The 13,417-nt window shown below is 67.0% G+C and carries 16 protein-coding genes; 12 read left to right on the top strand and 4 right to left on the bottom strand.

What is annotated here, in order from left to right; all coding sequences use genetic code 11:
- Positions 1-49: 49 nt before the first annotated feature.
- The 10 genes from murA (at position 50) to minE (ending at position 6,154) form a co-directional block, all read left to right on the top strand.
- Positions 50-1,339, top strand: a complete 1,290-nt coding sequence (gene murA, locus RDV64_RS07540) for a UDP-N-acetylglucosamine 1-carboxyvinyltransferase (protein WP_309198657.1) — start codon at positions 50-52, stop codon at positions 1,337-1,339.
- Positions 1,340-1,458: 119 nt separating this feature from the next.
- Entirely contained in the window at positions 1,459-1,920 is a 462-nt protein-coding gene (locus tag RDV64_RS07535; RefSeq protein ID WP_309198656.1) for a DUF2948 family protein, read from the top strand.
- A 13-nt stretch (positions 1,921-1,933) separates the two neighbouring features.
- Positions 1,934-2,419 (top strand): UPF0262 family protein, encoded by a 486-nt coding sequence (locus RDV64_RS07530; protein WP_309198655.1) that lies wholly within the window; start codon positions 1,934-1,936, stop codon positions 2,417-2,419.
- A gap of 2 nt (positions 2,420-2,421) precedes the next feature.
- Positions 2,422-2,841: a low molecular weight phosphatase family protein gene (locus RDV64_RS07525; protein WP_309198654.1), complete on the top strand. Its 420-nt coding sequence runs from the start codon at positions 2,422-2,424 to the stop codon at positions 2,839-2,841.
- 143 nt (positions 2,842-2,984) lie between these two features.
- Positions 2,985-3,203 carry a translation initiation factor IF-1 gene (gene infA, locus RDV64_RS07520; RefSeq protein ID WP_309198653.1) on the top strand — a complete coding sequence of 73 codons (219 nt, stop codon included), beginning with the start codon at positions 2,985-2,987 and terminating at the stop codon, positions 3,201-3,203.
- A 1-nt stretch (position 3,204) separates the two neighbouring features.
- Entirely contained in the window at positions 3,205-3,837 is a 633-nt protein-coding gene (locus RDV64_RS07515; protein ID WP_309198652.1) for a Maf family nucleotide pyrophosphatase, read from the top strand.
- Positions 3,834-4,046 (top strand): DNA gyrase inhibitor YacG, encoded by a 213-nt coding sequence (gene yacG / locus RDV64_RS07510; RefSeq protein ID WP_309198651.1) that lies wholly within the window; start codon positions 3,834-3,836, stop codon positions 4,044-4,046. Before RDV64_RS07515 ends, yacG begins: the two co-directional genes overlap by 4 nt.
- A 231-nt stretch (positions 4,047-4,277) precedes the next feature.
- Complete coding sequence (minC, locus tag RDV64_RS07505) at positions 4,278-5,054, top strand: septum site-determining protein MinC (RefSeq protein WP_309198650.1); 777 nt, start codon at positions 4,278-4,280, stop codon at positions 5,052-5,054.
- The gene (gene minD, locus RDV64_RS07500) at positions 5,055-5,870 is read left to right on the top strand and encodes a septum site-determining protein MinD (protein WP_309198649.1); all 816 of its coding nucleotides are present in this window, start codon (positions 5,055-5,057) and stop codon (positions 5,868-5,870) included. It abuts the gene before it with no gap.
- Positions 5,867-6,154, top strand: coding sequence for a cell division topological specificity factor MinE (gene minE, locus RDV64_RS07495; protein ID WP_309198648.1), 288 nt, complete (start codon positions 5,867-5,869; stop codon positions 6,152-6,154). Before minD ends, minE begins: the two co-directional genes overlap by 4 nt.
- Before the next feature lie 101 nt (positions 6,155-6,255).
- Here minE and RDV64_RS07490 read toward each other — a convergent pair whose 3' ends face one another.
- Positions 6,256-6,501 (bottom strand): hypothetical protein, encoded by a 246-nt coding sequence (locus tag RDV64_RS07490; protein ID WP_309198647.1) that lies wholly within the window; start codon positions 6,499-6,501, stop codon positions 6,256-6,258.
- A 169-nt stretch (positions 6,502-6,670) separates the two neighbouring features.
- Here RDV64_RS07490 and ykgO point away from each other — a divergent pair, with 169 nt between their 5' ends.
- Positions 6,671-6,796 (top strand): type B 50S ribosomal protein L36, encoded by a 126-nt coding sequence (ykgO, locus tag RDV64_RS07485; RefSeq protein ID WP_309198646.1) that lies wholly within the window; start codon positions 6,671-6,673, stop codon positions 6,794-6,796.
- Between the two features lie 109 nt (positions 6,797-6,905).
- The gene (locus RDV64_RS07480) at positions 6,906-7,604 is read left to right on the top strand and encodes a tetratricopeptide repeat protein (protein ID WP_309198645.1); all 699 of its coding nucleotides are present in this window, start codon (positions 6,906-6,908) and stop codon (positions 7,602-7,604) included.
- 105 nt (positions 7,605-7,709) lie between these two features.
- Here the strand turns inward: RDV64_RS07480 and RDV64_RS07475 are convergent, their stop codons facing one another.
- The 3 genes from RDV64_RS07475 to RDV64_RS07465 all read right to left on the bottom strand — a co-directional run bounded on the left by RDV64_RS07475 (position 7,710) and on the right by RDV64_RS07465 (position 13,416).
- The gene (locus RDV64_RS07475; RefSeq protein WP_309198644.1) at positions 7,710-8,402 is read right to left on the bottom strand and encodes a phospholipase; all 693 of its coding nucleotides are present in this window, start codon (positions 8,400-8,402) and stop codon (positions 7,710-7,712) included.
- A gap of 243 nt (positions 8,403-8,645) precedes the next feature.
- Entirely contained in the window at positions 8,646-11,996 is a 3,351-nt protein-coding gene (locus RDV64_RS07470; protein WP_309198643.1) for an efflux RND transporter permease subunit, read from the bottom strand.
- Between the two features lie 31 nt (positions 11,997-12,027).
- A complete protein-coding gene (locus RDV64_RS07465; protein ID WP_309198642.1) occupies positions 12,028-13,416 on the bottom strand; it encodes an efflux RND transporter periplasmic adaptor subunit in 1,389 nt (462 codons plus the stop codon).
- Position 13,417 lies beyond the last annotated feature (1 nt).

The following is a 13,417-nucleotide window of genomic DNA, read 5'->3' as shown; positions in this document are numbered from 1 at the left end:
GTCGATCAGGCTTCGTTCAAGCGTCGTTTTTGTGTGTAGTGAGGGCTTCATGGATCGCATCAAGATCACCGGCGGCGTACCTCTGGAAGGTGCCATCCCGATCTCCGGCGCGAAGAATGCCGCCCTCCCGCTGATGATCGCCTCGCTCCTCACCGACGAGACGCTGACGCTTCAGAACGTCCCGCGCCTTGCCGACGTGCAGCGCCTGTTCGACATTCTGGCCAACCACGGCGTTGACACGTCCTTCCAGGGCAAGCGCAACGGGCAGGATTCCCTTGCGGGCCAGACCGTCGCCATGACGGCCAGCGCCATTGTCGACACCCGCGCGCCCTATGAGCTTGTGTCCAAGATGCGCGCGAGCTTCTGGGTGATCGGCCCGCTTCTGGCGCGCATGGGCGAAGCGGTGGTGTCGCTCCCCGGCGGCTGTGCCATCGGCACACGCCCGGTGGACTTTTTCATCGACGGTCTGCGCGCGCTGGGCGCCGAGATCGACATCGACGCAGGTTACGTGATCGCCCGCGCCAAAAATGGCCTTGTCGGCAACCGTGTCCGCTTCCCGCGCATCTCCGTCGGTGCCACCCACACCGTGATGATGGCGGCTACGCTGGCCCAGGGTGAAACGGTGATCGAGAACGCCGCCTGCGAGCCGGAAATCGTCGATCTGGCCGATTGCCTGATTGCGATGGGCGCGAAGATCGAGGGGCAGGGCACCCCCACCATCCACATTCAGGGTGTGCCGCGGCTTCATGGTGCACGCCACACCGTCCTGCCGGACCGGATCGAGGCGGGAACCTACGCCTTTGCTGCGGCCATGGCCGGGGGCGACGTGACCCTGGAAGGGGCGAGCGCCCTTCACCTCGAGCGGCCGATCGAGCTCCTGCGCGCAGCCGGCGCGGAAATCGACGTGACCAACCGCGGCATTCGCATCCGCCGCAACGGCCATGGCATCGAAGCAGTGGACGCGGACACCGCGCCCTATCCGGGCTTCCCCACGGACCTGCAGGCCCAGTTCATGGCACTGATGACGTCCGGCAAGGGCACGAGCCACATCACCGAGACGATTTTCGAAAACCGGTTCATGCATGTGCAGGAGCTGGCGCGCCTCGGTGCCAGAATCTCGCTCAACGGGCAGACTGCGACGGTCGAGGGCGTCAAGCATCTGCGCGGTGCGCCGGTGATGGCCACCGATCTGCGGGCCTCCGTCAGTCTCGTGATTGCCGGCCTTGCGGCCGAGGGCGACACCGAAGTTTCCCGCATCTACCATCTCGACCGTGGCTTCGAGCACCTGGAGCAGAAGCTGTCGCGCTGCGGCGCGCAGATCTCCCGCATCACGGGCTGACCGGGCGCGGCGTTTGCCGCGCCATGTCTGCTTGCGCGGCGATGGCAATGCGTTCTGCCATCGCCAAAGGCGTTTCGTCTGCTATGTGTCGCTGAGACGCCAATAGTCGGATCCACGCCATGTCCTCGACCACTCCCCTGAAACTGGCCGCACTCGATACTGAAGACCTCAGCGTCGTGTCTGCGCACGTGCAGGACGCGGTGGTGAAGGCGGCGGACATTCGCTGGTCGCCCGCCACGGGCACCTTTTTGATGCCGATGAACCGTTTTGCCTGGGAAACCACGCAGGCGCTGCGCCGCCGCGCCGCCGACCAGCGTCGCCGCGCGGTCCTCCACTTCGACCGGGTGAAGCGCGTGCGCTCCATCGGCGTCGCACCAACCGACAAGGAGGCGGTGCTGTCGGTTCTGGCCATCACGTTCGCGCAGACCGAGCCCGAGGCGCCGGGCGGCACGGTCACACTGGTGTGTGCGGGCGATGCCGCCTTGAAACTGGAGGTGGAGTGCATCGAGGTGCGGCTGACCGACCTTGGCGCGGCCTGGAGCGCGTCGATGCGGCCCAAGCACCGCGCCGGCTCGGTCTGAGTTGAGCCCGGCCATGGCCGAACCACAGCCTCCCGCCCGCCGCCTCGTTGCGGTCCTGTTTGACGAAGCGTCGATCGAGCGCGGCACGCCCGAGGTCGAGCACGAACGCGCCATCGCGATCTACGACCTGCTCGAGGAAAACGTGTTCGACCCCGCGGGCGCGCCGGACGGGCCGTACAAGCTCACCTTGTCCATCGTCGAGAATCGGCTTGTGTTCCATGTGGCCGACGAGGGGGACGGGCAGCTCATCACGCACATCCTGTCGCTGTCGCCGCTGCGCAAGGTGGTGAAAGACTACTTCCTCATCTGCGAAAGCTATTTCTCTGCAATCCGGCAGTCGGCTCCCGCGCAGATCGAAGCCATCGACATGGGCCGCAGGGGCGTTCATGACGAGGGCTCGCGCATTCTGGCCGAGCGGCTGGAGGGCAAGATCGGCGTGGACCACGACACGGCGCGGCGGCTGTTCACGCTCATCTGCGCCCTGCATTTCAAGGGCTGACAGTGGGGGCACCGGGAGCGGTTCTCTTTGTGTGTCGCCACAATGCGATCCGCTCACCGATGGCAGCCGCGCTGGCCCGCGCCGCCTTTCCGAAGATCTATTCCCGCTCGGCGGGGGTGGATGGCGGCCAACCCGACCCGTTTGCCGCCGAGGTGATGTCGGAGAAGGGGCTCGACATCTCGCAGCGCCGGCCGCGCCTGATGGCGGAGCTTGCCGATACCGGGTTCGACCTTGTCGTGACGCTGGCACCGGAAGCCCACCACCACGTGCTGGATCTGGCGCGAACGCAGTCCTTCGACGTCGAATACTGGCCAACCCTCGATCCATCGTCTACTCAAGGCTCCAGAGCGCAAATTCTGGAGAGTTATCGCGCGTGCCGTGACGCCCTCGACGTCGCGATCCGCAAGAGGCTCGCCGGCTGAAGCCCCGTGCCGCGGCAACGCGGCGTCCGCAATCCCAATGCGTCTGGTCCCGCCCCATTTCACCGAGGCTGGAACCAACGCGTGCACGTCACCACTTGTAGGGTTGGCGTGTCCAAACAACAGAGCGAGTCGACAAGGGCCACATGGCGAAAGAAGAAGTACTGGAATTTCCGGGGCAGGTGACTGAACTCCTCCCCAACGCAACCTTCCGGGTCAAGCTGGAAAACGAGCACGAGATCATCGCACACACCGCAGGCCGCATGCGCAAGAACCGCATCCGCGTTCTTGCCGGCGACAAGGTGCTGGTGGAGATGACTCCTTACGACCTGACCAAGGGTCGCATCACGTATCGCTACAAATAAGATGGCGCGCCGGCGCAAAAACTCCGTCCTGATTCTGGCCTCCGGCTCGCCGCGCAGGCTCCAGCTCCTGGAGCAGATCGGCTACGCACCCGACCACCTCTCCCCGGCAGACATCGACGAGACGCCGCAGGACAAGGAGCGGCCTGACGCCTACGCCGCCCGCATGGCCCGCGAGAAAGCGGCCGTGGGGCAGTCGCGCGTGCGCGAGTTGATGGGCCTCGACAACACGTTCGTTCTTGCGGCGGATACCGTTGTGGCCGTCGGTCGCCGGATCCTGCCCAAGGCGGAATCCTTCGAGGCGGCGGACAAGTGCCTGCGCCAGCTTTCCGGCCGCAGCCACCGGGTGATGACGGCGGTGGTGGTCATCTCCGGCGGCAAGGCACGCGAGCGGCTGGTGGAGACGCGGGTCAAGATGAAGCGCCTGTCCGAGCGCGAGATTGCCGACTACCTCGCGTCGGGCGAGTGGGAAGGCAAGGCGGGCGGCTACGCCATCCAGGGCCGGGCCGGGGCCTTCGTCACCCAGCTCGTCGGCTCCTATGCTGCGGTTGTGGGCTTGCCCCTCTACGAGACCGAGCAGCTTCTGGTGGGCAGCGGCTTCAAGCGCGACCCGGCCGCAGGCGACGCTGCGCCGTGAGTGCCAGCGCGCGTCCGCCCCGGCCGGGCGGAACCATCCCGCCCACCAAGCGATGCCCCATCTGCAACAAGCCTGCGTCAGAGGACGCGCGCCCGTTCTGCTCCAAGCGGTGCGCCGACCTCGACCTGCACCGCTGGCTTGGCGGCCACTACGCGATTCCGGTGGTGGAAGAGGACAGCGGCACCGGCATGGACAGCGACGAAGACTAGGGCGTGACCTTGGCACCGCATGGCGGGTCTGCCGAAGGTCCGAGGCCGCAAAAATGCGGATTGGCGCAATCCTACCTGTGGATCGCCAGGATACGCGCGTGACGCGAATCAGACGTTAACCCAAAATTTACCGCGTTGGCATTCATATGGGCCAGACCCGGAACCGGATTAACGCTCGTGCAACAAACGACTCCAACACAGCGATCGATTCGGTTTACCGGCCGGTCGTTCATGGCTTTCGTTCTCACCCCCATGCCGCCGATTTCGGACTGGCTGGAAGAGTTCGACTCCTTCGCCAAGCGCAGCCCCGGCTTCTTTGCCGGACGGCCCGTGGTGGTGGACATTTCGCACATGCCGGCCACCCGGCCCGACCTGGTTCATATGGTGACCGAGCTGAAACGCCGGCACATCACCATCATGGGCCTCGACGGGCGCACCCCCGGTGAACTGGGGGCAGACGCGAGAGGCTTGCCGCCGATCCTGACCGGCGGCAAGGAAGTTGCGGCGCTGGCCGAACTCGGTGCCAAGGCCGACGCGTTCGCGACACCGGCAGAAGAGGCGCCGGTGGCAGCGCCTGCGGAAGAGCAGCCGCTCACCGCCGACGCCAAGCGCGAGCTCGCCGAAGCCGCGCTCGCCGCGGTGGAAGAGGCGATGGAGCAGCCGGACAACGAGACGCTGATACTCGATGAACCCGTCCGCTCCGGCATGTCGGTCGTGCACCTCAAGGGCGACGTTGTGGTGATCGGTTCGGTGGCCTCCGGCTCCGAAATCGTCGCGGCCGGCTCGATTCATATCTACGGGGCGCTGCGGGGGCGGGCAATTGCCGGCTCCAACGGCGACCGCAAGGCCCGGATCTTCTGCAACGCGCTCCACGCCGAGCTCGTCGCGATCAACGGGCTCTACAAGACCAACGAAGACCTGGACCCGGCCTGTGTCGGCCGCTCGGTACAGGCATGGCTCGACGGCGACGCCCTCAAGATGGCCGCCTTCAACGGAAAGGGATCGTAAATGGCGAAAGTCCTGGTAGTCACGTCCGGCAAAGGCGGGGTCGGCAAAACGACTTCGACGGCGGCGCTCGGGGCAGCGCTGGCACAGACCGGCGCAAACGTCGCCATCGTCGACTTTGACGTCGGTCTTCGGAACCTCGACCTGGTGATGGGCGCCGAACGCCGCGTGGTGTTCGACCTCATCAACGTCATCCAGGGCGATGCCAAGCTCTCCCAGGCGCTGATCCGCGACAAGCGCGTGGACACCCTGCACCTCCTGCCCGCCAGCCAGACGCGCGACAAGGATGCGCTGACGGAAGAGGGCATCGACAAGGTGATGGACGAGCTGCGCGAGAAGTTCGACTACATCCTGTGCGACAGCCCGGCCGGCATCGAGCGCGGCGCGACGCTCGCCATGCGCCACGCCGACGTTGCGATTGTGGTGTCCAACCCCGAAGTCTCCTCCGTGCGCGACTCCGACCGCATCATCGGGATGCTGGATTCCAAGACGCTGAAGGCCGAGCGCGATGAGCGGATGGAGAAATATCTCCTCGTCACCCGCTACGACCCGGTCCGCGCCGAACGCGGCGAGATGCTGAAGGTCGATGACGTTCTGGAAATCCTCTCCATCCCGCTGATTGCGGTGGTGCCGGAAAGCCAGGACGTGTTGAAGGCCTCCAACCTCGGCATGCCGGTGACGCTGGGCTCGCCCCACTCCACCGCCGCAAAGGCGTATCAGAACGCCGCCAAGCGCATCATGGGCGAGAACGTCACCGTCGAGATCCCGGCCGATCGCCGGAGCCTGTTCGGCAAAATTTTCGCGAAGAGGGCAGCATGAATCTGATTGACCTGTTCCGCCGAAAGCAGAATTCCGCGCCTGTGGCGCGCGAGCGTCTGCAGATCATCCTGGCGCACGAGCGTGCGGCGTCGGGCACATCGGACCTTCTGGTGACGCTGCGTGAGGAGATCCTCGCCGTGATCGCCAAGCACATGACCATCGAGCGCGACAAGGTGCACGTGAAGATGGATCGTGGCAGCGACATGTCGCTGCTGGAAGTGGATGTGGAATTGCCGCTGCGTGATGAGTCCGGGGAGCCGCTCCGGCTGGCCGCCAACGGCTGACCGGATGGCGCGCCTTGCGCGCCGGACGCCGGATTGCCCGCAAGGGCGCTGATTGATGAGCCGAGCGGCCTCAGCCGCTCGGCTCAGTTTGTCTGAAGTGCCTATCTATTGGCGGCCTGTTTGCCGAGGCGGACTTCCTTGATGGCTTGATCGATGAGGTTCAGCGCCTTCACGCGGTGTCCGCCCTTGTTGGCCGGAGCGTCCTGCAGCTCGCCGCGCGCCTGCTGAAGCAGACCGATGGCGCGATCCATCCGCGGCTGGTTGGCCATGGCGGTGCCGACGATGCCACCGGCCACCAGAAATGCCGCAGCGGCGATGGCGGTGTCGCGTTTCGTAATTTTCATCATAATTAACTCCTTGGGTATTCGGTCGTTTCTCGGTTGGAGACGACGTTGGATTTTGGTACCGCTGAAAGCGCACGCAATCAATCGCTTGACCTTTGTAGCACGGTACACCTATTAAGGGGCAGAGACGGCGCGGGTTCCCGCGCCGTTTGTTTGTTCACGGGGTCCAATCATGAAGATCAAGAATTCGCTGAAGGCCCTGATGCGCCGCGACCGCAACAACAAGCTGGTTCGCCGCCGGGGCCGTGTCTACATCATCAACAAGAAGGCACCGCGCTTCAAGGCACGCCAGGGCTGACGCCCGGCCTTCCTGCCGCGCGGGTGGCTTGCCCGAGGCTGGGCAACTGCCACTATGCGACCGTCGGTCCTTTTGACCGGACGGGCCGCTTGGTCTCATAGTCGAGACCATGAAAAAGCTCGCAAGCCTGCTCATCTTGTCACTCGCTCTGGCCGCACCCGGTTTTCCGGCTGCGGCCGAGACCGTTGTGGTGCCGCGTCCCGACGCCGGTGCCGACAGCACCGATATGCCGCAGCGCAATGTCGGCGCGCCGGACAAGCCCGCCGCGGACGCCATGGAGAAAGGCGACCGGAAGGACCGGGAGACCGCCTCTGCCGCCGCGCGCAAAGCCGAACGGATCGACGCCCTGTTCGGCCGCCTTGCCAATGCCCGCAACGACCGGCAGGCCAAGCGCATTGCCCGCCACATCATGCGCCGGATGGCCCAGTCCGGGTCCGACACCGTCGACCTGCTGATGCGCCAGGCCGCCGTCAGCATGAAGGCCAAGGACTATGCCAAGGCGCTGGACATTCTGGACGGTGTGATCCGCCTCCATCCCGACTACGTGGAAGGCTGGAACCGCCGCGCCACCGTCTATTTCCTCGCAGAAAAATACGGCGAGTCCCTTGCCGACATCGAGCAGGTTCTGCGCCGCGAGCCGCGTCACTGGGGTGCGCTGGCGGGCATGTCCATGATCCTCCTCGCGCTTGACCGTGAGGAAGACGCCGTGGCCGTGATGGACCGCGCCCTCGAAATCCACCCACACCTCGAAGACATGAAGAAGCGCCGCGACCGCATCGCTCTGGAACTCAGCGGCGCCGAGATCTGATCAGGGGCTGCACGGCACCCTTGCGGCGTAGGCAGACCTTAAAACCCGGGGCTCAATCCGGACCGCCCTTCTGCGAGCCAATGGCGCGCACTGGCGCGCGAAAGCCTACCGCGCGCTGAGCAGCGCCCGGAGCGCGCGGACATCATTTTGCAGGATCGCGTGCCCCGCGCCCGGCTCGAAGTAGGTGTAAATTTCGGCGCCGAGGCCGGCCATGATGCGCGCCGTATCCTCCACCCGTTTCAGCGGCATCAGCGGATCGTGGATGCGGCAGCTGAGGGACACCGGCATCCCGTCCAGCCCTTGCGGGTAGTCGAAAACCTTGTCGCGGTGGCCGTAGAGTTCGCAAAGGGGGAAGGCGGCGGGTGCCTCACCCGTGCCGATCAACCCCGCCGACATGCCGACCACCCCGCCATAGCGGCGCCCCGCCCGCGCGACATGTTCGAGCGCCAGACAGCCCCCCTGACAGAACCCGGCGAAAATGATCCGCTGCGTCGGAACGCCTTGCCCCAGAATATCCGCCACCAGCGACTCGACCGCTCGCATGGCCGAGCCGAAATAAGGCTCGTTGGTCTCGATGGAGGCGAGGAAGGAGCGTGGCCACCAGCCTTCCGGTGCGCTGGGCGCGAGCAGCGCCACATCGGCCAGTGCCAGCTGCTGGCCGAGTGCAAGGGCCTGTTCGGCTGATCCGCCGGGACCATGAATGAGGATCGCGACGCGGCGCGCCTGCGCCGGCCCGGCGCCTGCAGAGAGCACCGCCGCATCATGGTGGGGGTCCGGCGCCACGTTCTGAACGCTCATGGACGGCGCCCCTCGACCTTGCGCCGGATCGGGCCCGAGTTGCGCTGGCGGCCCCTGCACGGGAGGGCGCCGGAGTTTCTTCCCATCGTCATTGTCGACCTACCGGGCTTGCGGTGGGGGCGTTCGTTTTTCTCAGAGAATACGTTTTCGGCAGAACATCAAAGAGGTTTTGTCTTCGGTTGTACGAGGCGCGCGGTCGCCGGAAGGGCGCGCGGGCGTTGCTCCCTGCCGCGGCAGGCCGCTCTAGCGCGGATTTGCCGGTGTGGCAGAAGCGCGGCGGCGGCCGATCAGTGCGCTGAACACGCGGCCGATATCGAAGCCGATCCCGAGGAGCGTGGGAACGAGAATCAGCACGAGAACCGTCGCCAGCGCCAGCCCGAAGACGATGGTAATCGCCATCGGCAACAGGAACTGCGCGGACATGGAGCGCTCGAAGATCAGCGGTATCAGGCCGCCGATGGTGGTGAGCGAGGTGAGGAGCACGGCGCGAAGCCTGTCCGCACTGGCGCCCGTTGCGGCGTCGGCAAAGGTCTCGCCGGCGCCAAGCCGCTCGTCGAACCGCTTTACCAGAATGATCGAGTCGTTGACGAGAATCCCCGCCAGCCCGAGCAGGCCGACGAAGCTGACGATGGTGAGGTTCATGCCGAGCACCACATGCCCGAGGATGGCGCCCACCGCACCGAACGGGATGATGAGCATGATCACCACCGGCCGCCAGTAGGAGCCGAACACGAAGGCCAGCGTCAGATAGATCATGATGAGGGCGAGATAGGCGCCCTGGCGCAGGTCCTCGAACGAGCGGCGGCGCTCCCTGTCCCGCCCGTCGAAGCTGGCGCGGACCCCGTAACGGGCCTCCATGCCGGGCACGATGGTCTCTGCAATCAGCGCGGTGACCTCCTGCGGCGTGGCGATGGCGGTGTCCACGTCGGCAAAGATGGCGATGGTGGTGAGCCCGTCGCGCCGCACGATGACGGAGAAGGTGTTCCGCTCCGCAAGGGAAGCCACCTCGGTGAGCGGCACGAATTCGCCGCCGGGCGCGCGCAGAAACAGATCCTCCAGCGGAACCGGTGCGTTGCCGGTGCGCTGGCGCACGCGGATCGGCACCTCGTCGTCGCCGATCGCAAGGCGGCGGGCAATGTCGCCCTCGAAGGCGCCGCGCACCTGCGCGCCGATGCTCTCCGCGGTAAAGCCAAGCGCCTTGCCGCGGGCCGTGAGCGACAGCGCAACCTCGGGCTTGCCCAGCGGCAGATTGTCGGTCACAGCGGTCACGCCGGGGAGCGCGGCCATGGCGGCCATGGCTTCGGTGGCGGCCGCCTTCATCACCGACGGGTCGGCGCCGGTGAGGCGCATGTCCACATCGCGGCCGGGCGGGCCGCCACGCCGCTCGGCAATGGAAACCCGCTTGATGCCGGCAATGTCGGGCACGGCCTTTTTCCAGGCGCGGACCAGCGCGGGCGTGCGCACCGTCCTGTCTTCGGACGGGGCAAGCTGCACGCGGAGGGTGGCAAGGTTGTCGCCCCGGTCCCGGCCTGCCCTGCCGATCAGCGCGTAGGTGTCGGACACCACGGTCTCGCCATCCGGCGCGAGGGCGGTTTCCGATTCTTTCAGCGCAGCTTCCACGGCATAGACGCCTTCAAGCACCCGCTCGCGCGGCGTGCCGGCGTGAAACTCCACCCGCGCCTGGACGAATTCCGCCTCGGGCGAGGGGAAGAACACGAAGCGCACATGCCCGCCGCCCAGATAGAGCCCGTAGACCACCACCATCACCGAGCCCACGGCCACGGCCAGCGTGGTGTAGCGGTAGGCGTAGGTGAGGCGGACCGCGCGCGTGAACGGGCCGTCCCGCAGCGCATTGAAGCGGCGGTCGAAACCGCTGCGCAGCCGATGGGTGGTGCCGTGGGCGGAGACGCCGCTGCGACGGGCAAGGCGGCGCTCCACCAGCCCGGCCAGCGCCAGGCCGGCGATGATGGCAACCGTTGCCACGAAGAGCGGCGGCAGCGACAGGAGCGCCTCGCGCGCCGCCGGCTCCGCGGTGGCAAGCCAGCGTGCCGCGGTCACCGCCCCGCCAATCAGCACCGCACCGATGCCTGCAAAAACCGTGAGGCGGAAAAAGCGGCCGACGTTGAGCCCGGAGCCCGTTCGGCCGGCATGCGCTAGATGGCCGGGCAGGATCAGAAAGCACTCCACCAGCGAGGCGATGATGATCGAGATCCCCACCAGCGGCATGGCATCCATCATCTGCCCGATGATGTCGCGCATCATGAAGATGGGGGCGAAGGCGGCGATGGTGGTGACCGACGAGGCCAGCACCGGGACCAGCATTTCCATCGCACCGCGTTCGGCCGCTTCCGCCGGCGGCAGGCCGCGGCTGGCCAGCGTGTCGGTGTGTTCGCCCACCACAATGGCATCATCGACGATGACGCCCAGCATCATGATGAGCGCAAACAGCGAGATCATGTTGATCGACTGCCCGGTGGCCAGCATCACCGCGAGGGTGCCGGCAAACGCAACCGGGATGCCCAGCGCCACCCAGAATGCGATGTTCGCGCGCAGGAACAGGAACAGGACGATCAGCACGATGGCGAGGCCCTGCCAGCCGTTGCGGATCAGGATGGAAATGCGATCCCACAGCTTGTCGGTCTGGACGTCGTAAAGCTGGACGGTCAGGCTCTGGGGGAGCGTCGGGCGCACGTCGTCGAGGTAGGCGCGAACCACCGCGTCGGAGGCCAGCGCATCGGCGGACTGGGCCCGTTCCACGCTGAGCTCGATTGCGGGGTTGCCGCCGCGCAGACCGGCCACCGTGCCGCGCGCAAAACCTTCGGACACGTTGGCCACATCGCCAACGGTGAGCGCTTCGCCCGACGGCAGCGCCTTGACGATCATGGCTGCAATGGCCGCGGGCGTTTCGGCCCCGGCCGCGACGCGCACCTGGCGGTCGACCACGCCGGTGAGGACGCCGGCCGGCCGGTCCAGCGTGTTGGCGCGGATGGCGTCGGCGATGTCCGCCGTGGTCAGGCTGTGGCGCAGGAGATCGTGCTCGCGCGCATCCACCAGAATCTCGCGGTTGCGCATGCCGCCGATGGTGATCCGGTCGAGCCCGCGGTCCAGGAGGTCGTCGCGGATGCGGCGGGCAAAAACCTGCAGCGCACTTTCGGGGAAGGGGCCGGCCACGCCGATCTTGGCGACCGGATCGCGCAGCTGATCGGTCTGGATCACGGGGCTTTCGGCGTCTTCGGGCAATGTCGTCAGCCCGGCAACGGCCTGCTCCACATCGCCAAGCGCCTTTTGCATGTCCGTACCCGGCGCAAAGTTCAGCGAGGTGAAGGCCGAGCCTTCGCGGGCGACCGAGCGGATGGAATCGACCCCGGTGAGGAAGCGCACGGCGGGCTCGACCGCGTCGAGAATGTTGGTGGACACGTCCTCCGCGCTGGCGCCGGGCCAGGCGATGGAAATCTCAACCTGCGCCAGATCCGTGGGCGGCCAGAAGCGCGTGGTGAGGTTGGCCAGCGAAAAGGCGCCCAGCACCAGCATCAGCGCCATCAGGAGGTTGGCTGCGTTGGGGTGCCGAGTGAAGAGGGAGATGAACGCCTTCATCGCGGCGCGGCCCTTTTGTGGCGGGCGCTCTTCACGAGCGCTCCGCCGCGTCGGGAGCGCCCTGCTTGCGGGGGCGGGCGGGAGTTGCCGGGGGCTCGCCGTTCGGGTCGGGCACCTTGGTGGCGACGCTGGCGGTGTCCGGCGCCGCGCTCTTCTTCGCCGGGCCGTCCACGCGGTTGACCTTGATGCCGTCGCCGGCTTCGGCAAGGCGCGTGGTGACCACCTGGTCTCCGTCGTTCAGCGGCCCGCTCACGATGGCGTCGCCATCGTCCAGCGCGTGGATGATGATCTTGCGCGAGACGAGGCGGTCGTCCGGCCCGATCACGAACACCGAGCGCCCGTAAAGGGCAGCGGTGGGAACGCGGGCGGTGTTCTGGCGCACCACGCCCGGAATGCGCACCTCCACAAAGGCGCCTGGCCGGGGGGCGGCACGGTTGCCAAGGTCGACCCTTGCAAACACGTCGACGCCGCCGCGCCCACTGTCGATGTCGGCGCCGGCACGCGTCACCGTGGCGTTGTAGGTGAGCGGCGTGTCGCCGATCCGCCAGATCACCTCCACCTCGGTGCCGAACAGCGCCTCTTCGTCGAGGAGGCGGCCATAGCGCTGGTCGCTGAGGACGAAGCGGACGTCCAGCGCATCGGCGCGGATGAGCGAGACGGCGAGGTCGTTGGCGGCAAGCTGGCGGCCGACGGAGGCGTTCTCCTCACGCACGATGCCGGTGAAGGGGGCGGCGAGCACGGTGTCCTCCAGCGCGCGCTCTGCCTTTTCGACCATCCATTGCAGCCGCTCCACGGCGGCGGCCTGCTGGTCGCGCCGCGCAACCTCGGCCTCCAGCGTATAGCGCACCTGATCGAGCGATTGCTGGCGCTGGCTGACCAGAAGGCGGCGGTCATCCATCGCCTTGTCGGTGATGTTGCCGGAGCGGGACAGGCGCTCGGCCCGTTCCAGATCGGTCTGCGCAAAGATCAGTTGTTCTTCGGCGCGGCTCTTGAGGGCGGTTTCCATGCCGATGCGGGCGTCGGCCTCGGCAGCGCCTGCGCGGGCCTCGGCGAGCTGGGCGCGTGCTTCGCGCAGGGCGCCCTCGTAGGCAAACGGGTCGATGGTGACCAGCGGGGCGCCGGCCTCCACGGTCCGGCCGATCTGGAGGTTGGGGTGGACGGCCACCACCTCGCCCGGCGAGGCAACGCGCAGTTCCGCAGCGTCCGCGGCCACAAGCTCGCCGAACGCCCGCAGCGTGGCGCGGTTTGCGCCCAGCGCGACGTCGGCTGCGGTGACCGAGTAGACCACTTCCGGCCGCGCGCCGCCGGGCATGGTGCGCGGCGGGCCGGACAACAGCGCCTCGGTGACGAGAAACGCGCCGAACAGGACGAGGGCCGGCAGCACGGCCTGCGCCCCGAGCCGGAGCGCGCGCCTCAGCATC

Source organism: Acuticoccus sp. MNP-M23, assembly GCF_031195445.1.
Taxonomy (GTDB): domain Bacteria; phylum Pseudomonadota; class Alphaproteobacteria; order Rhizobiales; family Amorphaceae; genus Acuticoccus.
The sequence above is the reverse complement of the archived record's forward strand: the minus strand, read 5'-3'. Positions and strand labels throughout refer to the sequence as shown.

What these genes read in the sequence shown, in the direction of transcription:
- murA (WP_309198657.1), top strand. Translation starts at nt 50, where the DNA reads ATGGATCGCATCAAGATCACCGGCGGCGTACCTCTGGAAGGTGCCATC.
- RDV64_RS07535 (WP_309198656.1), top strand. Translation starts at nt 1,459, where the DNA reads ATGTCCTCGACCACTCCCCTGAAACTGGCCGCACTCGATACTGAAGAC.
- RDV64_RS07530 (WP_309198655.1), top strand. Translation starts at nt 1,934, where the DNA reads ATGGCCGAACCACAGCCTCCCGCCCGCCGCCTCGTTGCGGTCCTGTTT.
- infA (WP_309198653.1), top strand. Translation starts at nt 2,985, where the DNA reads ATGGCGAAAGAAGAAGTACTGGAATTTCCGGGGCAGGTGACTGAACTC.
- RDV64_RS07515 (WP_309198652.1), top strand. Translation starts at nt 3,205, where the DNA reads ATGGCGCGCCGGCGCAAAAACTCCGTCCTGATTCTGGCCTCCGGCTCG.
- minC (WP_309198650.1), top strand. Translation starts at nt 4,278, where the DNA reads ATGGCTTTCGTTCTCACCCCCATGCCGCCGATTTCGGACTGGCTGGAA.
- minD (WP_309198649.1), top strand. Translation starts at nt 5,055, where the DNA reads ATGGCGAAAGTCCTGGTAGTCACGTCCGGCAAAGGCGGGGTCGGCAAA.
- minE (WP_309198648.1), top strand. Translation starts at nt 5,867, where the DNA reads ATGAATCTGATTGACCTGTTCCGCCGAAAGCAGAATTCCGCGCCTGTG.
- RDV64_RS07490 (WP_309198647.1), bottom strand. Translation starts at nt 6,501, where the DNA reads ATGATGAAAATTACGAAACGCGACACCGCCATCGCCGCTGCGGCATTT.
- ykgO (WP_309198646.1), top strand. Translation starts at nt 6,671, where the DNA reads ATGAAGATCAAGAATTCGCTGAAGGCCCTGATGCGCCGCGACCGCAAC.
- RDV64_RS07480 (WP_309198645.1), top strand. Translation starts at nt 6,906, where the DNA reads ATGAAAAAGCTCGCAAGCCTGCTCATCTTGTCACTCGCTCTGGCCGCA.
- RDV64_RS07475 (WP_309198644.1), bottom strand. Translation starts at nt 8,402, where the DNA reads ATGAGCGTTCAGAACGTGGCGCCGGACCCCCACCATGATGCGGCGGTG.
- RDV64_RS07470 (WP_309198643.1), bottom strand. Translation starts at nt 11,996, where the DNA reads ATGAAGGCGTTCATCTCCCTCTTCACTCGGCACCCCAACGCAGCCAAC.
- RDV64_RS07465 (WP_309198642.1), bottom strand. Translation starts at nt 13,416, where the DNA reads ATGCTGAGGCGCGCGCTCCGGCTCGGGGCGCAGGCCGTGCTGCCGGCC.